The sequence below is a fragment of the Rhizobium sp. BK176 genome, from assembly GCF_024808055.1.
In genome coordinates this window covers 1295130-1313222 of sequence record NZ_JANUBV010000001.1, presented here as the reverse complement: position 1 = coordinate 1313222, position 18093 = coordinate 1295130, and the positions used below count along the sequence as shown (strand labels likewise).

Below are 18093 nucleotides of genomic sequence, written 5' to 3'. Positions count from 1 at the left end.
CCCTCATTGGAAGACGTTCTTGAGCGAGGTCGAAATGTCCGACGTCGAAGAGCCGGCCGAGGTCGAACCGGAACCGATCAGCGACGAGATCAGGCTCGAGACGCCGCTGGACGATCCGGACGACGACGACAGCAGATTGCCGCCGAGATTGATACCCGCGAGGATTTCGCCCGGCTGGAGAGAACCGGCGTTGAGGCCGCCGCCACCGACGAGGCTCTCGAAAATCTGCGAGGCCTGCTCGCAGGCAAGGTTCTTCACCATACCGAGAAGGGTGTCGAGGCTGGGCGGCTTGAAGAAGATATCGAGACCGCCCGAGGTCATGAGATTGTCGAGGCAGGTCGTCGACGCGAAAGACCCCGGCCTCTTGGAGAAGTTCTGCGACGCCATGTCGGCCTGCGCCTCGATGTAGCGCTGACGCTGCTGGTCGAGGGCCGACGAGACGCCGGTCGCGCATTCGCCTGCCGCATAGACCGACTGCACGCTCAGTCCTATGACGAAGGCGGCGACCGCTGCTTTCTTAAACGAAGACTTCAACATCACATACCACCTTTCATTTCGAATTCGGACGCGACTTCGAGGCTCGCTCCCGCCACTGCGTCCAGAGTCTGTGCATCAACGATCTGCGCGGCGATCCGCGGGCCGAGGGCCTCTGCGAAGGCGAGAATGTCGGAGTAGAAAAACGGAGCGATCTTGTCGCGTCCGTCCCCGCCCTCGACAGCGCCGCCTTCGTCTTCCTCGCCGGGCAGCCTGTCTGTCACCAGCGCGCCCATGAACGACCCGATGTCATTATAATTCCGGGCCTGGACCCAGGCAAGGAAACGCAGCCGGCCGGCGCGGCCGATCTTTATGAAGTCCTCGGCATGCTCGCCGGCGAAATCGAGGGCGGCCACGGCGGTTTTCAGCGTCGGAAGACGCTTCGCCACGAGGTCCACGAAAGCCTGATCGACTGAATCGGGGTCTTCGGTAACGGCGGCCACGTCACGTGGCTGGACCGATCGCCATTTCACCAGTCTGTCCTTGCTCAGGAAATCCATGCGTTGTCCTTTGCGCAACACGCGTATAATCTAAGTATTGAAACATCTTGTTCTAAGTCAAAGCAAGCATCGAGGAGAATAATAATGACGACCCAAGCACAGATCGCAGCAACCCCGGCACACGGTCTCGACATGGATTTCACGGCGCTCGGCACCGACTTCCATATGCCGGGCCTCGGCATGATCGGCGAACTGATGGACAGCCTGTCCGGCCCGTCCAACGACATCGCACCGGCCAAGGTCGCCAAGCTCGACCACACTCCTGCCTTCCAGCCGGCCCCGGTTCCGGGCATGCGCATGTAATCCACAGCCCGACGGCGTCTTGCAAAACCCCCTGCCACCCGAAGGTGCGCAGGGGGTTTTGCATTCAAAGAGACGAGTTCTTGAATTTTTCTGACGCAAGCTTGTTGACACGAGCCAAGCCGCACCCAAAACTTATGACATCAACATCGATTGGAGAATTTGATTATGAGTGACGAACAGGCAACTTCCGGCACCGTGGCCCCCGACATGCTGCGTGGATACATCGAGCGTATTCAGCGCCTTGAGACTGAGAAGGCGGAAACGGCGTCTGCAATTAAAGAGGTCTACGGCGAGGCAAAAGGCAACGGTCTTAACGTGGCCATCATGAAGAAACTGATTTCTATCCTCAAACAGGCGGATGGCAACAGCAAGCGCGAAGAATTCGAGAGCGAACTCGACGTCTACCTTGCTGCGCTCGGTGTCATCGAACACGGATAAATCAGGATGGCGTGACCCCGCCGAAGCGGGGTCAGCTGACCTTCAAGGGGAGCTTGCGGAAGGGGGAGGCGGACATCACCGCTTCCCCTTTTGCGTTGAGCGTCATGGGGCCGATGGCGAGCTCCTTCGGCATGACGTCCTTCCAGGCGGAAAGGCGGCCCCGGGAAACCGGAATGAACAGCCGCAGCGGAACCGGGTTCATCGCCTGGGTGGTGTCCATGCGCGCGTCGGCGCTCGAAAGCGCGATCCAGTCCTTGTCCGGCTTGTCGAAGAGAAGAGCGGCCGTGGTCCACTTCACCGTCTCCACAGCCTCCTGGTCGCGCTCGACGTAGCCGAGGTACGGCAAACCGTCCACGGACGCGATGCCGAAGCGCCTGCCGCCCTGCACGCCGAGGATGACGTCCTTGACGCCCGTCTGGGGGTTGGACTTCACGTCGACGGCGTTGACGTTGTTGAGGAGGAGTACCCAGAGCAGGAACGGATTGTCACCGGCAAGCTTAGCGTACGACATGTATTGGCCTCGATTATTTTTTGTTCGTTAAAGAAAGCTTGCGGCATAGGCGGGCGGCTGTAAAGATTTAATGGATCATTTCGGAGTATAGACATGGCAACAGCCCCCGATCAGCTTTCGGTAATCGCAGATATGCTTGCCGAGGACCTCAAAGGACTTCCATTCGCGGTCCTGAAGAACGACAGATACATCGTGCTGATCAGCGACCAGTTCGGGGTTGCCACCGTGGTCGGCGACCGCGATGCCGGCGGCGCGCACAAGGCCGCGCTGGAAATCGCAAGGCAGGCAGGACTCCTCGGCATCAACGTGACGGTCCACCCCTATGTCGTGTCCGACAGGTCCGACGGCGACGGCGACATCTTCGTGCGCCCGCACGCGATCGCGCTCGACATCCGCAGCTCGATGACGGGCAAGGCCGGCGGAAAGCCGCCGATATCGAACGAAGACGCCAACAGGTTGATCGACTTCCTCAACGGCCGCGTCCACAAGACGAAGGCGGAACCCGGAAAACCCGCGAACATCCCGCCGCTGACACCTGAATTCAAGCGGCTGCTGACCGCCTGCGCCGAAAAGGCTCTGTCCGACCACAAGCCATGGGTGGCGGGCGTGCAGATTTCGGTGGACCACCTGATCGCCGAAGACTTCATGCTGGCACCTCTGCTGCTCGTGGCGGCGGAGAACTGGACGCCGCCCTATCTCGCCTCCAAGCGTCAGGGCGGCTTCGCGTTCTCGGTCTCCGTGGCCGACCAGACCATCCTCGGCTACAAGGTGACGGGATTGACGGCGGCATCGCCGATGATCGTACTCGTCGCCATCGCGGCCGCGATCCGCAAGTGCTGCAAGGACGGCGCGTGCGTGCTTGATCCCTACCTGTTGCGCTTTGCGGACTTCATCGGCGAAATCAAGGGAAGCGCCGACATCTTCGGCGAAACGGACATGGACGCGATGCTGATCGCGTCGCAGGAGTGATGGAGCGGAACGATGAGTGGCACGGGTTTTGATTTTTCGGCGATGGAGGGGATGTCCCGCTCTACCTCCACGTCCACCTCCCATTCGCCGAGCTCCGTTCCGGATATGAACGAGCGCGAGGAGACCTTCCGCGTGAAGGTCAGCATGCAGCAGTTCATGAACCACAACGGTCCGATCTTCAAAGCCTTCGCCTACAAGGGAATCGAGGTGAGGGAAGTGACGGACGGCCAGGTCCTGATAGGGCCGACGGAGGCCGCCGCGAACCTGACGCATCTCGTCACCAAGGCGATCCTCGACAAGCGCCAGGCGGACCTGACCGCCAAGGACCTGTCGTTCTTCCGAACCGAAGCCGCCAACTGGGTTTCGGAACGATGGATCAGGGACGAGGACTACGACATCGAGAAGGCCGCCGCTTCGATCTCGGCAGCGGTGCTTCAGGCCGGAAAGGAATGGGATCACGATCCGTACAAGGACGACCGCATCACAAACGACACCTCGTTGATGATGTCGGCGGCCGGCGTGACGGCGAAGCTGATGAAACAGGTCGAGGTCTACGACTTCCGCCTCGGCAGGAACGAAGTGCTGAAGACGCTGCTGGACGCGGTGATCGGCACCGCCGTCCAGGTGTCGGGTGACATGCTTCCGCGCTCGGCCTCGAAGAACGACGTCGCGAACCTCATCCAGACCGTGTCGAGAAACTTCGCCTCGATCATGGAAGCGATCTACGAGCGCAAGGCGCGCGATGTCGTCGGCCTGCTCACTGACCGCAAGACCGAGCAGCGCACCGCATGGCTCGACACCAACCGTCCGCTGGACAGCATCGTCGCCGAGTTCCACGAATGGGCGCTGTGTTTCGTCGGATTCGCGGTGGCGACGTCGGCGCGCATAGCCGCGCCGGCACCGTCGGCCGAAGCGCCGTCGAGAACCGTTTTGAGATAATTGAAGACTTCACATCGCTTCGGGTCGGTGCCACCATCGGAGGACACCCGGAGTAAATGAAATGCAAGACGCCGCTATCGGCATCATCTGCTGGGCGGCACCGTCCGTGGTGGCCGCCATCATCGGAGCGGCCGCCGCCTACGCCACCGCGTTCGCGGCCGATGTCGCCGAGACCCTGCCGGAAGACGGACACCTTCTGCCCGAGATGGGACGCGCGCTGCTGCGCGGCGGCGTCGCGAACGGCGGCAGGCTCCGCTACGGCTTGGTCTCCGCGCTGATCTGCGCGGCCGTTCCTTTGCTCGCCGCCATCCCGCTTCCGGTGCTTGCGGTCCTGATCGCGCTTGCGGTGCCAGCCAGCGTCATGGACGCGCGGCTGCTGATCATCCCCGAAGAATTCACCTGGGCCCTGCTCTTTGCGGGCGCTCTCCTATCGCCGTGGCATTTCGGGGCCGAGGATGCCGTGGTCGGCGCGGCGATCGCATGCGGCGTGACGTGGATGACCATGACGCTCATGGAATACCGCACGGGCCTGCCGATGCGTTCAGGCGGCGACATCGCCGCGGCCGCCGCTGGCGGTGCCTGGGTGGGAATGGCCTCCTCGGGTGTCTACGTCATGTCAGCCTGCGTCATCTTCACCGTCTGTGCGGCGCTGTCGGGCGCGCTCTCGGAGAAGCGGTTCCTCCCGATGGGACCGGCGTTGCTCGCGGCCATCCCCGTTGCGCCAGTCCTCAACGCCTGGATCGAGACCTTCGTCGCCAATGGTTTGTGATTTGCATGCGTCCGCCGCAAAAAAGTTGATGACAACGTAACGAAGACCGAAATCCGGCCCCGCTCGCGCGCGGCGACGGACAGGCATTACAGGCGGAACAGGCTGTTTCGATGGAAGAATACCGGGGATATATCTCCAAGATCGGAAAGACGCTCCCAAGCGGAGACGTCGCGTGCGACGCGGAGATCGAGAGCCAGAAGGGCGCGGGAATGCTGCCGATGAAGGTCGTCGGCGCATTCAACCGCTACTGCAGAGAAGGCGATTGGTTCATCGCGACCGGACAGACCGTCGAGAGGACCTGGGGCGAGCCGAAGAGAACGGTCAGAGAGTTCAAGGCGAAGACCATCAAGCCGGACCTGCCGCGCACCGAAGCCGGCGCGTTGGCCATGCTCGACAAGACTTTCAACATGCGTGACCACGGTATCGCGCCGGAGGCGCGCCGGGCGTTCGCGAAGAAGCACGGCGCTGGCACCGCATCCAAGATCGAGCAGAACCCGGACCTGCTTCTGGAAATGACCGAGGACCCGAAAAGGTTCGCCAAGGCAATTCGCAACAGCTGGTCTTCCAGACTGTACAACCTCCAGCCGATCAGGATCATGGAGGAAGCCGGTGCCAAGGACGACGTCGTCGGCGCGGTGATGAAGAAGTACGGCGATCAGACGCTCGACATCATCAAGACCAATCCGTACCAGCTGATGTCGATCAAGGGCGTGGGCTTCGAGCTCGCCGACAAGATGGCCGGTGCGATCGGCATCGGCAAGAACGACCAACGACGCGTTAGCGCGGCGGTGACCGAGCTTGTGGCCCAGGGACTGTCGAAGGGCGACACCTACATCAACGCGAGCAAGGCAGGAATGACCTCCGCGCTCGAGCCATTGGGCATTGAATGGGAATCGTTCAAGAAGCTCGCGTCGACCGTCGCCATGGCAGAGCATGCGGAACGCCTTGGCGTGACGATTTTCCAGTCGAAAGTCGGCAACGTCATCCAGAAAATCGAGACATACCGTCAGGAACGATCCATCGCGAAATCGGTCGCAGAGCTCGTCGCGAGGGGCGACAAGCTCGACCGCGCGAAAATCGAGGACGCCACCAGACGGGTGCTTTCGCAGAAAAAGTATTCCCACCTTTCCGACGAGCAACGCGCCGCGGTCGAAACGTCTAGCCGCGAGAGCATCGCGATCCTGACGGGCGGGCCTGGAACCGGCAAATCGACCGTCTCGGAAGCCATCGCGGAAATCGCGGCGATGACCATATCCGGACCGCTCCATCTGGTCGCCCCGACCGGAAAGGCGGCACGACGCCTGTCGGAGGCCACCGGCCGCGAGGCGAAGACCGTGCACAAGCTGCTTGGCTCGATGGGAGAAGCCGGCTTCAAGCGCGGACTGGACAACAAGCTCGAACCCGGCTGCTTCGTGCTTGTCGACGAGTCGTCGATGCTCGACACCGCCCTCACCAAGGCTCTGCTCGACGCCCTGCCTGACGATGGACGTATCCTTCTGGTCGGGGACAAGGATCAGTTGCCGAGTGTCGACGCAGGCTACGTGATCGGCGACATGCTCACCGCGCGCGCCCCGAACGGCAACACCGTCCCAAGCTCGGAACTGACCAAGGTGTTCCGTTCCCTGGGGTCGAAGAACATGATTGCCGAGTGGGCAAAGGACATGAAGGAGGGACGCTTCGACGTGTCGCCGCTATCGCCCAATTCGATCTGGCAAACAGGCGTCTCGTTTTTCACCTTCCCGGACGACGGCATCGTCACGCAGGTCGCCCACATCTATTGCGACCTGATGCCAAACGATCCTTTCAACATCTCCGACAAGGACATCGTCGTCTTGTGTCCGCAGCGGTCCGGAAGGGGTGGAACACACGAAATCAACACCCGTCTTCAGGCGAAGGCCAATCCCAATGGCGCGGTCATCAAGGGCTGGGTGCGTCCGGCGGGAATGGACAAAGCCGAACCCACTCCCAAGAAGGGAGACCGGGTCATGCTGACGGCAAACGACGACACTTTGAACATCCGCAACGGCGACGTCGGCTACATCCTCGACGTCGTGGACCATTGGGACGACAAGAAACGGAAGGTCGAGAAGGTCAAGATCAAACTCGAAAGCGGCGACATCGTCTATATCCCGCTGTCTATGGCCCCTTACAACACCATCGTCGCCTACGCGATCACGGGTCACAAGTCTCAAGGCTCCCAGTACCAGTGCGTGATCATGCCTATCTCCCCCGACCACACGGCGATGATGGAGAGAACCCTTCTCTACACCGAGTGGACGAGGGCTAAGCGTTATGTCGTCATGGTCGGCAACAAGGACGTCTTCACCGCGGGCATCGAGAACACCTCGTCGTCACAGCGTATGACGCTCCTGAAGACGCACATCGAGGAAGAGCTCGACAAGCTGCCAGCCCGTCCTCGCCGCCGCCCCATGGCTTCGGCGACCGATATCCACCGGGCGGCCCAGCCGACTCCTGCTCCGGCAACGGTCAACGCTTCGCCGGCTCCGGCAGCGCCCGCGTCATCCGGCCCTCCGCCGCTCGTACGGCCGAGCTTCGCGCGTCCGACCTTCGAACAACCGAAAGCCGCGCCTCCGACGAGGGTCGTCCCCAATTTCGCCGGCGCGAGCCAGCCTTTCAGCACTCCTTTCAAACGGTAGACTCCGAAAACGCCCACGGGCCGGAGTCTTCCATTTCTTTCTGCCGCGTTCCTTGACCGGGGTCTGTACTTGGGAAATCATGATTAACTAACCCACTATACTTGTAGCGGAAGTATTCATGGCCATCACGAGCATCCTTTCCAACATCACCGGCGCGTTCAACTCCCTGACGAAGAAGAGCCTCGCCTCCTTCTGCTTCCTGGAGACGTCGGACGGCAACGAGATGCTTGTCGCCAAAGACGGTTCGCTTGCGACCATGATCCGCGTCGACGGCAGCAAGCAGGTGATGGGCGACACCGAGCTCGAACACATTACGACGAGCCTGAACCGCCAGCTCGGTCCGTACCTCGGCGGCGAAGGCCATGCGATCCAGGTCTGGTTCTCGCGGGACAAGGACCTCGCGACGCAGATGATCCGCGACCAGATGAGCACGCCCCGCGAGGTGGCCGCGCAGATCGGGATGAACCTCGACGACGTGTTCGACGAACGCGAACGCCACCTCCCCAAGTACATCACCTGGGAAGGCTTCTACATCATGCTGTGGACCAGGATGTCGGCCCTGACCAAGAAGGAGCGGGAGAACGCGCGCCTCGAACTGAAGCCGCCGGCGCTGATGCCGACCGTTTCCGACGCCCAGGACCCGTTCCGGGTCGGCGCTATGCTGCGAGACAGGCACTGGTCGTTCGTGCGCAGCTTCGTGAGCGACCTTCGCGACGTTTCGATCCGCGCCGAGTCCATGAACGTCCACGAAGCGATCAAGGCCATCCGCAACAGCGTCTATCCCGACCTGATCGGATCGGACTGGGAAGCAACGATGCCTGGCGACCCGCTGCGGGTTCGCATCCCCGAGATCACCAATTTCGACGCGTCGCACCTGCTCTGGCCGAAGATCGAAGAACAGATTTTCACCCGCGAGGCCGAAAGGGTCAGCCCGCGCATCATCAAACTCGGATCGAAGTACTTCGCCTGCATGGACATGGTCGTCGGGCCGACCGAGACGATGGAATTCGAGACCCTGATCAACCGCATGATCGAAATGGACGAATTCCCGTGGCGGTGTTCGTTCATGATCGAGGGCGGCGGCCTGCGTTCGCTCGGCATCAAGAAGTTCCTAGCGTCCATCTTCCAGTTTACAAACGGCGACAACAAGATGATCCGGCAGGCGATCGAAGCCCTGCAGGAGAGCCAGCAGAACAACACGACGGTCACCCGCCTGCGCATGTCGTTCGCGACGTGGGCGGACGCCGGCGCGCCGGACAGCATGAAGCAGATCGAAGAGCGCGGAGCGAGGCTCCAGAGGGCGGTCGAGAACTGGGGTAACTGCACGGTCTCGCCGCTGGTCGGCGACCCGGTCGAAGGAACGATGTCGAGCGTGCTCGGCCTCGATGTCGCCTCGACCGCGCCCGCCGGTGCGGTGCCGCTTCCCGACGTCATCACCATGCTGCCGCTCAACCGCGACGCTTCGCCGTGGGCGCGCGGCCCCGTGCTGTTCAGAACGGCGGACGGCCGTCCGTGGCCGTACCAGCCGGGCTCCAGCCTTCAGGACACCTTCATCGACCTCGTCTTCGCGCCTCCAGGCAAAGGAAAGTCAGTGTGGATGAACACCGTGAACCTCGCGCGCTGCGTCAGCCCCATGGCTGTGCAGGCGTCGGGCGGAGCCGAGCTGCCGCGCATCGCCATCATCGACGTCGGTCCGTCGTCGGCGGGTCTCATCTCGCTCCTTCAGGAGGCGCTCCCGCCGCACCTGCGGCACAAGGCGGCCTACCACCGCCTGCGCATGACCCACCGCCACGCGATCAATCCGTTCGACACCCAGCTCGGATGCCGCACGCCGCTGCCGCTCGAGCGCTCCTTCCTCCAGAACTTCCTGTCGGCGCTCGGTACCGACATCGGCGAGACCAAGCCGCCCGGCGGCTTCTCGCAGTTGATGGGCGCGGCGATCGACGCGCTTTACGCCAAGTTCTCGGACGCCGACCGCAAAGGCATGCCGCTGCGCTACAACGAAGGCGTCTCGCCCGAGGTGGACAAGGCTATCCATTCCTACAACTTCACCATCAACAAGAACGAGACGACGTGGTGGGACATCGTCGACAACTTCTTCGCCAAGGGTGACATACACTACGCGACGCTCGCGCAGCGCCATGCCGTGCCGCGCCTAGAGCACATGATGACCATCCTCAGCGACGAGCAAGTCCTCGACGTGTTCGGCACCGCCAAGCACAACGGCGAACTGGTCGTCGACATCGCCAAGCGCGCGATCTCGTCGGCGATCCGCGAGTATCCGATCCTCCAGCGCCCGACCGCCTTCGACATCGGCGACAGCCGTGTCGTGGCGCTCGACCTCGACGAAGTCGCGCCGAAGGGCGGCGGACCGGCCGACAAGCAGACGGCATTGATGTACATGCTCGCGCGCTTCGTGCTGGCGAAGGACTTCTATCTGGGCCCGGAAATCCTCGCCGAGATGAACGCAGACTACCATTCCTTCCACGGCCCGCGCCTCAAGAAGATGAAGGAACAGCCGAAGTGCCTCGTCTACGACGAGTTCCACCGCACCTCGAAGGCGTCCGCCGTCCGAGACCAGGTCGTCGTCGACATGCGCGAAGGCCGAAAGTGGGGTGTCCACATCACGCTCGCCTCGCAGCTGCTCGCCGACTTCGACAAGGAAATGGCGTCGATGGCGTCCGGCATCTGGATCATGGGCGTCGGCAACGAACGCGACGTCAAGGAAACGACCGAGATGTTCGGCCTGTCGGCGACCGCCGAGGAAATCATCCGCACCAGACTGACGGGTCCGGGGCGCGGCGGCGCGCCGTTCTTCAACGTCTCGAACCTCAAGGAAGGCCAGCACGAACACTTCCTGATCAACACGTTGGGGCCGACCGAAATCTGGGCCTTCTCGACCACGGCCGAGGACCAGGCGCTTCGGAACCGGCTTTACGAACTGCTCGGAGCCGTCAGGGCGAGACAGGTCCTGTCACGGCGGTTCCCGGGAGGCAGCGCCAAGTCCGAGATCGAGTCCCGCGCTTCGCGGATGGAGAACCGCCACTCCAGATCGGACAGCGACGTCAACGCGAGCATCATCGACCAGCTGGTCAAGGAACTCGTCGCCATGGCCAAGTAGCCCGACAGGCCCGCGCATTCCCGTCGGGATGCGCGGGCGCTTCGTCATGATCAGCGTCCGACGACGAATTGCGTCATGCGAAGCCAGTGGATAGGGTCTGTCCAGAAAACGGAGACCCACGCGAATGCCAGGAACCAATGCGAACAAGCCGACCGATCTCGCCGTCAAGTACGGCTTGGGCGAAACCACGCGGTGGGTCGACTTCAGCCCATATGGAATGAGCATGAAGCTTTGCGTCTTCAAGGACGCAAAGGCCCTTGTGATGGAAAACGGAGACAAACATCCGGAAATCGTCGAGGCGCTTGGCTTTGTTAAGGTCGGAGGCGAGTGGATCAGGGAAGACGTCTCCATGCAGCCAAGGGAATTTATCAAGATCGCCACAGACGCGGTGATGAAGCGCGAAATGCCCATCAATGACATGCTGATCGAACGTGATGAATTCGTCCTTCCTCTCTTCACGGACGAGACGGCGCTCGCGAGAAAGTCGGCATTCAGCTCGCGGGTGTCCGCGGTGGTGTCCAAAGACAAGGGAACCGATCTCGCATCGATGTTGGGTGGACCTGAGACCACCCGTTGGATGGATTTCAGCGCTTATGGAATGTCGCTGAAACGCTGTGTCTACGCGGATGGACAAGTACTCGTCATGGAGGGCGGCGACAGCAACCCGGAACTCGTTCAGGCGCTCGGCTTTGTCAAGACAGGCGACGAATGGGTCAGGGACCAAATTGAATTCAGGCCGATCGCCTTCCGTGCTATCGCGACCGAAGCGGTTGTCGACCGCTACACTCCGACCCGCGATGTCGTTGTCGACCGGCGCGGTATGAACCGCCCGGTAACTCATTGGTTTGCGAGCTTCGAGACAGGCGGCAACGAAGTCCAAGCGTTCGGAGCGACACCCGAAGCGGCCGTCAAGGCACTCGCCGACGCATGGGACGGCCTCGCCGAAAACGAACGGATCGACCGGGGACTGCTCGGGAAATTCCGTGGAGGCATTTCCGTCGTTCCCTTCGTGTCCGGCAAGGCATACGCGAAGGGTATCGGCGATCGTGACTGGTACAAGGGTGGATTGAACGGAGACGACGAGAGGTTCGACGATCTTCTCCCCGCGCCGACAAGGGAGCTTGGAGCCACTCCAGAATACCTTTGAGCATCGAAATGGAGCTTGTCGTTGCCACGGAAGCCGACGACAAGCTCCCGATCCGTCCCCATCGGTGAGGGACCATCGGGTGCCCGACAAAGCGTTTCAGAGCAGACTTCCGTAAAGGCTCCGCGAATTCAGGTCGGCAGCGCTTCATGGCCTCTACCGACGATACGTCCAGTCAGAGCCGCAGGCCGCCGATGGCCGCGACGTTGATGGTGGTGTTCTCGGACATCTCGACGGCCTTGGCGATGAGATGCGGCGTGATGGCGGCCGGCGGCAGGCCGAGACCGCTGTAGCGGGGCGATTTCACCGACTGCCACAGCTCGAGGATATCGGGCGTCATATCGATGAGGTTGCTGCGCGCGCCGACGATGTCGTTGTTCGCGAGGACGGCTTCCTTCACCGCCTCGAAACGCTGTAGCGTCGCACCGGTGAACAACGGCGCGGATTCGGCGTGTACCGAATGGAACTCGTGCTGCACCGAGCGGCGGACGAGGTTGGACCCGACGACCAGCGCCATCGTATGCGCCGCTTCCTCGTTGTGGTCGAAGTCGACGGCCGAAACGTCGATGTCGGCGATGTCCGCATGCCCGATGTCGACCTCCCCGGCGCGCCAGACCTGCCGCATCTGCTGCGCGAATTCATGGGCCTCGTCGAACGCCGAAAGCGGAAACCGCATCCAGGTGGAACCCGCGTGACCGAGCGGGAGAAAGCCCATGTCCAGCGTGACGCCATTGCCCCGGCCGCGCTCGAAGACCACGACGTTCAGACAGGGCATCGTCGTTTCCATCCAGTATTTTCCGCCGATCACCAGAAGACGGTCGGCCTGCGCCTCGAACATCCGCATCGAGACCGCTACGTCGTCCTCGTTGACCTGCTTCAGGTCCGCTTCGGAGAACAGGAAGTCGTTGCGGGAAACCGGGGGCTTCGGGTGGCGGTTCTCCTCAGGCCAGAGCTTGTAGTTCCGCTGCGTGTCCGCGCCGTGGAGATCGATCATCCATTGCGCCCGCTTCTCGACGGGTTGCGCCAGCGGGCGGCGCGCCATGTCGGCTTGCGCCGGACTTGTCACATAGTAGTCGCCGCCCCCGGGAGACGCCTTGTCCTTGTGGCCGGCGCTGAAAAGACCGTCCGGGTTGCCGAGCGGGCGATACAGGCGACCGTCATAGGCCCTGAGCTGCGGGAAAATCCGCCTCGCGCCGCTTCCCGCCGTGAAGGTCACGGCATCGAGACCGATTTCCGTTTCGGACAGGGAAATCTCCGGCACCTCGACCTTGTGGATGTGGCTTCCGTAGAAATACCGTTCGCTCTTCTTAGACGACGCGGGCGTCGCGCGCACGAGCATTGGAAACTTGATGTCGATCTGCATTGAGGGTTCCTCTTCGTCCGTCCACATATCCCGTAGGCGCAGCAAGATGCAACACCGGGGCCACGTGAAGCCGGAATCAAATTCAAGAACTCGATGGTAGAATTTGTTGACAGTGGCGTAAGCCGCAAACACACTCGATTGATAAACAGAGACTCCAGACAGAATGTCATCGCTCAACGAAGACCAGAAAAGGGCCGCCGCGCATCAGCGGGGGCATGCCGTCGTCCTCGCCGGGCCGGGAACGGGCAAAACGAGCACGCTCATCGCGCGGCACGCCGTCCTCGTTTCCCGCGGGGTCTCGCCTCAGAACATTTTCGTCGTCACCTTCACGCAGAAGGCGGCCGAGGAAATCCGCAACAGGCTCGGCGACCGCGCGGGCGGACGGCCGTGGATCGGAACGTTCCATTCGCACTGCCTGCGACTGCTGAAAAGGTTCAACGAGGAAGCCGGGCTTCCGAAGACGTTCAAGGTCATCGACTCGGGCGGGCAGCAACGCGCGCTGCGTGAAATGGGCGTCGACTGGAACCAGGACGACGGCGACCTCCTCGAGATGTTCTCCCGCTGGAAGGACGCCATGGTCTCTCCCGATCAGGCGATATCCGACGCGCAGGGAAAATCCAATCCGACGGAAAAGCGCGCCGCCGAACACTACCGCGACTACGAGGAACACCTCGCGCGCAAGGGCAATCTCGACTTCTCCGATCTCGTCATCCGCGGCCTCGACCTCATGAAGCGGTCGGACGAGGCGAAGCGCTACATCCGCGAAAACCTTCCCTACGCGCTGGTCGACGAGTTCCAGGACGTCAACAGGGTGCAGGTTGAGTTCCTTCAGGCGATGACGGCGGCCGGCACGATGATCTGGGCCGTCGGCGACGACGACCAGGCGCTCTACGGATGGCGGGGATCGAACGTCTTCTACACGGTCCAGTTCGAGAACTACTTCTCGCCTGCCGCCAGATACACGCTCAAGGCAAACTACCGATGCGACCCGGCGATCCTGCGGGCGGCGCTCGTCCTCATCGGCAACAACAGGCACCGGGTCCGCAAGGAGCTGGTGGCGACCAGGCCGCACGGCCAGAACAACCTCGTGCGCGTCAGCGCCTTCAAGGACGAGCGCGAGGAAGCGTCGTGGATCGCGACCTCGATCGAGGGATACCTCGCCAAGGGCGCGAAGGCGAAGGACATCGGCATCCTCGTCAGGACGTCGTCGCTGACCGCCCATATCCAGCAGGCGCTCGAGCTCAAGAAGATATCCATGTCGCTGACAGGCTCCATGAATTTCTGGGACACGCCGGAAGTGAAGGCCGTCTGCGATCTGCTCGAGGCCGTCGAGAACGGCGACGAGCGTGTCGGCTACCGCTACAAGGGCGGTGCTGACTTCATCCGCACGATGGAGGGCCTCGGCCCGGAGCGCACGGCCGTGCCGGTGGCCCAGTTCCTCGCCATGCAGCCGCCGCAGAACTCGAACTCGGAAAAGATCGCGTCGTGGGCCGACTCGGTGGAAGCCATCGCCTCGATGTCGGCGGTGTTCCCGACCGCGGCCGCGTTCAAGGTCCATGTCTCGACCATGTCGGCCATGGTTTCGACCCAGGCGACCGACGGCGTATCCCTGACGACGATCCACTCCTCCAAGGGCCTCGAATACCGCCACGTGTTCATCCCCGGATGCGAGGCGGCGATCATGCCGCACCGCAAGTCGACGGACCAGGAAGAGGAACGGCGTCTGTTCTACGTCGCGCTGACGAGGTCCAAGGGTGCCGTCGACGCCAGCTTCTGCCGCTCCCGCGCCGCCAGGAAACAACAGCCGTCGCCGTTCCTCGCCGAAATCAACGCCGCAGGTCCGCAATGCGTCGTCTGGGCGAAGGGTTCGAAGGACGACCCGGCCAAGGACGAGGCAAAACCGGCGTCGCGCGCACCGGAGCGCTCGGCTCCGACGGGCAGGGTCGCCGAACGGCCCAAGGGACTTCCGACGGTCTATTACCGCAAGGACGGCAGCCGCACGCTGGTGCCGCCGGAGGAATGACGATGCGGACGCTCAGGAACTCGAGGAAGTTCAAGATATACAAACAGGCGCGCCGGGAACTCACCACGAGATTTCCGCAGGCCTTCCCCCGCTCTGGAAAACGACCGGCCCTCAAAGTCGGCATTCTCGACGACATCAGACGCTCCGGCGACATCGGCATATCGATGACCCATTGCCGTCGGTTCCTGAGCATATGGACGAGTTCGACCGCCTATCTCGTGAACATGACGACCGGAAAGCCGAGGGTCGGACTGGACGGCGGACAGCACGGATGCGTCAGCGACGGACACGATCGCGAGGCCAGGGCAACGCTGATCAGACGGAAGTCGGCGAGCCGACGGACAAGCCCATCTAATTAAAGACCCCAACGATTGACGCGACGGAAACGAAGACATAAAGTGCCGTCAACAAATTGGAATGGAAGACATGACCGCAACAACCGAGTTCTGCAACGATCTATCCGTACGTGGCCGCGAGTGGAAGCTGAAGGACCAGGCGGAGGGCGGGCCTGCTATCGAGGGAATCCATCCGTCCGCGGTATCGGTCGCCGTTGCCCGCGGCTTCGATCCGGAGCGTTTTTTCTCGCCGAAACTGCGTGACGAGCTGCCCAATCCGTCGATCATGAAGGGTATGGACGAGGCGGTCGCGATCTTCTGCAACGCCGTGCAAGCGCGCAAGCGCATCGCGGTCTACGGCGACTACGACGTCGACGGCGCGACCTCGACCTCCCTTCTCGTTCGTTGGCTGACCAGCATCGGACAGCCGCCGATCTTCTACATTCCCGACCGCATCGCCGAAGGCTACGGCCCGAACGCCAACGCGATCCGCCGGCTCAAGGAAGAACACGACATCGAGTTCATCCTTTTTCTCGACTGCGGTACGCGCGCGCACGCGCCGCTGGCCGTCGGGGTCGAACTCGGCATCGAGATGGCGATCCTCGACCATCACGAACCGGACGACAAGGACCCTCCGGCCGTCCTCGTCAATCCAAAGCGCCGCGACGAAACGGGCGACTACGCCTACCTGTGCGCGGCGGGTCTTGCTTTCGTGTTCCTGGTCGCGCTCAACAGGGAGATGCGCAACCGCGGATTCTTCAACGAGGACCGACCGGAACCCGATCTCAGGAAGTGGCTCGGTATCGTCGCGCTCGGAACGGTCTGCGACATGGTCCCGCTGGTCAATCTCAATCGCGCCTTCGTGAAGATCGGCCTGCCGCTGATGGGGGAAATCCCCGGCATCCGCGCGCTCCAGTCCGTGAACGCGACAACGAAAGGCCTTCCGGATTTCAACGAACACACCTGCGGCTTCGTCTTCGGGCCGTGCATCAACGCCGAAGGGCGTATCGGCGACACGCGCTCCGGCACCACGCTCCTCGCGGCCGACGACGAGAACGTCGCCATGGAGATGGCCGTCAAACTCGTCGAGACCAACAAGGAAAGACAAGAAATCACCAAGGCCGCCGAGACGCTTGCCATCGAGATCGCCACCACGCAGATGGCCGGAGACAGCACGATCGTCATCTACAACGAGGACTGGCATCCGGGTATCGTCGGAATCGTCGCGGGTCGGGTGAAGGATGCCGTCAACAAGCCGGCCGTCGTCATCGGCAGGGGCGGCACCGGATCGTGCCGATCGGTCACCGGATACAGCATCGGCGCTGCGGTCGACGCCGCGCTGGCGGCAGGCGTGATCGACAAGGGTGGCGGCCACATGATGGCGGCGGGCCTGCACGTGAAGCCGGAAAACGTCGGCGAGCTGCGGCGCGTGATGTGCGAACAGTCGAACGACTTCAAGATGCTTCCCGTCGAAGTCGACATGACCATCGGCTGCGGCGGACTGACGGTGCCGCTCGTCGAGGGAATGGAAGCCCTGCGCCCGTTCGGCATGGGTAACCCGCAACCGAGGATCGTCGTCCACGGCGGCTACGTCACCCGCGTCCAGATCATGACCGGCGTCCACATCAAGCTCCACCTGGCGGGCCGTTTCGGGTCTTGCAAGGCGGTGCTTTTCAACGCGGTCGGGACCCCGCTCGGCGACGCGCTGGCACTCTGCGAAGACAAGTTCGTCGATATCTACGGACGATCGCGTATCGACTTCCACGCCGGCAAGAACAACGCGGTCATCCTCATAGATGACGCCATGGTGAGGCCGGACGTGGCGGAAGAGGCTGCCTGAGCCGTTCAGGCGCGTCCTCGATCAGGGAGAGGGAAGCTTCCGGGTCGGCGCGTTGCCGCCGATCCTGTAGCGTTCCCGCAGGCTGTCCTCCATCGCGAACGGGATAGCCGAGTAGGGATCGTTGAAGACCAGCTGATCGCCGCGGCGCAGGAAGTTTGTGGGCCGCAGGTCAAGCCTACCCGCCAGCTTAGAGCAGAAGGCGCGGAACCCGGGCGCGTCACGCTCGACATCGAGCCACCGCTCTTCGTCGCCTGAAAGCGCGGCCATGGCCGCCTCCACGGCCGTGGCCAAGGGAGTTCCGGAATCTATAGGTTCCAGTCGCTCCGTGACGGCCACCAGTATTCCGTCGATGTCGCCCATCCAGTGGACCACGGGCCTGAAGGAACACCTGTTTGCCTCTTCCACATCGAGGCTCAAGGTCTCGTCGGCATAACGGAACCAACCGTCGGGATAATCGCTCACCCGCAGGACAAGACCGGGTTCGTTCGGATGATCGAAGATCGAGGCCGCGGTTCCGGAATCGACATGGGTCAGGTTGGCGAACGCCCATTCGATCGGACACTCGGCGGAAATCAGTTCTGACAACACCTCTTCGTGCGGCATCTTGGCGGTTCCGTTCGGTCGACGACCAAAGCTTTGCATCCAGC

The 18093-nt window shown here is 62.3% G+C and carries 16 protein-coding genes; 11 read left to right on the top strand and 5 right to left on the bottom strand.

Annotated elements, in window-relative coordinates; genetic code table 11:
• Positions 1-3: 3 nt before the first annotated feature.
• Both FHT76_RS07250 and FHT76_RS07245 read right to left on the bottom strand, forming a co-directional pair.
• Positions 4-537, bottom strand: a complete 534-nt coding sequence (locus tag FHT76_RS07250; RefSeq protein WP_259185114.1) for a hypothetical protein — start codon at positions 535-537, stop codon at positions 4-6.
• A complete protein-coding gene (locus FHT76_RS07245; protein WP_259185113.1) occupies positions 537-1034 on the bottom strand; it encodes a hypothetical protein in 498 nt (165 codons plus the stop codon). Before FHT76_RS07245 ends, FHT76_RS07250 begins: the two co-directional genes overlap by 1 nt.
• Positions 1035-1118: 84 nt before the next feature.
• Between FHT76_RS07245 and FHT76_RS07240 the strand changes: the two genes are divergently transcribed.
• Both FHT76_RS07240 and FHT76_RS07235 read left to right on the top strand, forming a co-directional pair.
• Positions 1119-1337 carry a hypothetical protein gene (locus FHT76_RS07240; RefSeq protein WP_259185112.1) on the top strand — a complete coding sequence of 73 codons (219 nt, stop codon included), beginning with the start codon at positions 1119-1121 and terminating at the stop codon, positions 1335-1337.
• Positions 1338-1502: 165 nt separating this feature from the next.
• A complete protein-coding gene (locus FHT76_RS07235) occupies positions 1503-1775 on the top strand; it encodes a GapR family DNA-binding domain-containing protein (RefSeq protein WP_259185111.1) in 273 nt (90 codons plus the stop codon).
• A 31-nt stretch (positions 1776-1806) separates the two neighbouring features.
• Here FHT76_RS07235 and FHT76_RS07230 read toward each other — a convergent pair whose 3' ends face one another.
• Complete coding sequence (locus FHT76_RS07230) at positions 1807-2286, bottom strand: hypothetical protein (RefSeq protein ID WP_259185110.1); 480 nt, start codon at positions 2284-2286, stop codon at positions 1807-1809.
• 93 nt (positions 2287-2379) lie between these two features.
• Between FHT76_RS07230 and FHT76_RS07225 the strand changes: the two genes are divergently transcribed.
• The 6 genes from FHT76_RS07225 to FHT76_RS07200 all read left to right on the top strand — a co-directional run bounded on the left by FHT76_RS07225 (position 2380) and on the right by FHT76_RS07200 (position 11888).
• A complete protein-coding gene (locus tag FHT76_RS07225) occupies positions 2380-3255 on the top strand; it encodes a hypothetical protein (protein ID WP_259185109.1) in 876 nt (291 codons plus the stop codon).
• 12 nt (positions 3256-3267) lie between these two features.
• On the top strand, positions 3268-4194 hold the full coding sequence (locus tag FHT76_RS07220; RefSeq protein ID WP_259185107.1) for a hypothetical protein: 927 nt from the start codon (positions 3268-3270) through the stop codon (positions 4192-4194).
• Positions 4195-4255: 61 nt separating this feature from the next.
• Positions 4256-4963: a prepilin peptidase gene (locus FHT76_RS07215; protein WP_259185106.1), complete on the top strand. Its 708-nt coding sequence runs from the start codon at positions 4256-4258 to the stop codon at positions 4961-4963.
• A gap of 110 nt (positions 4964-5073) precedes the next feature.
• Positions 5074-7620, top strand: a complete 2547-nt coding sequence (locus tag FHT76_RS07210; protein ID WP_259185105.1) for an ATP-dependent RecD-like DNA helicase — start codon at positions 5074-5076, stop codon at positions 7618-7620.
• Between the two features lie 118 nt (positions 7621-7738).
• On the top strand, positions 7739-10741 hold the full coding sequence (locus tag FHT76_RS07205) for an ATP-binding protein (RefSeq protein ID WP_259185104.1): 3003 nt from the start codon (positions 7739-7741) through the stop codon (positions 10739-10741).
• Positions 10742-10865: 124 nt separating this feature from the next.
• Complete coding sequence (locus FHT76_RS07200; RefSeq protein ID WP_259185103.1) at positions 10866-11888, top strand: hypothetical protein; 1023 nt, start codon at positions 10866-10868, stop codon at positions 11886-11888.
• 172 nt (positions 11889-12060) lie between these two features.
• Here FHT76_RS07200 and FHT76_RS07195 read toward each other — a convergent pair whose 3' ends face one another.
• Complete coding sequence (locus FHT76_RS07195; RefSeq protein ID WP_259185102.1) at positions 12061-13248, bottom strand: hypothetical protein; 1188 nt, start codon at positions 13246-13248, stop codon at positions 12061-12063.
• A gap of 163 nt (positions 13249-13411) precedes the next feature.
• Here FHT76_RS07195 and FHT76_RS07190 point away from each other — a divergent pair, with 163 nt between their 5' ends.
• From FHT76_RS07190 to recJ, 3 genes are all read left to right on the top strand, one after another.
• Complete coding sequence (locus tag FHT76_RS07190; protein WP_259185101.1) at positions 13412-15271, top strand: ATP-dependent helicase; 1860 nt, start codon at positions 13412-13414, stop codon at positions 15269-15271.
• 2 nt (positions 15272-15273) lie between these two features.
• Positions 15274-15630 (top strand): ProQ/FinO family protein, encoded by a 357-nt coding sequence (locus tag FHT76_RS07185; protein WP_259185100.1) that lies wholly within the window; start codon positions 15274-15276, stop codon positions 15628-15630.
• Between the two features lie 67 nt (positions 15631-15697).
• On the top strand, positions 15698-17446 hold the full coding sequence (recJ, locus tag FHT76_RS07180; protein WP_259185099.1) for a single-stranded-DNA-specific exonuclease RecJ: 1749 nt from the start codon (positions 15698-15700) through the stop codon (positions 17444-17446).
• A 21-nt stretch (positions 17447-17467) separates the two neighbouring features.
• On the opposite strand, the gene FHT76_RS07175 is transcribed toward recJ, so the two are convergent.
• Positions 17468-18088: a hypothetical protein gene (locus FHT76_RS07175; RefSeq protein WP_259185097.1), complete on the bottom strand. Its 621-nt coding sequence runs from the start codon at positions 18086-18088 to the stop codon at positions 17468-17470.
• Positions 18089-18093 lie beyond the last annotated feature (5 nt).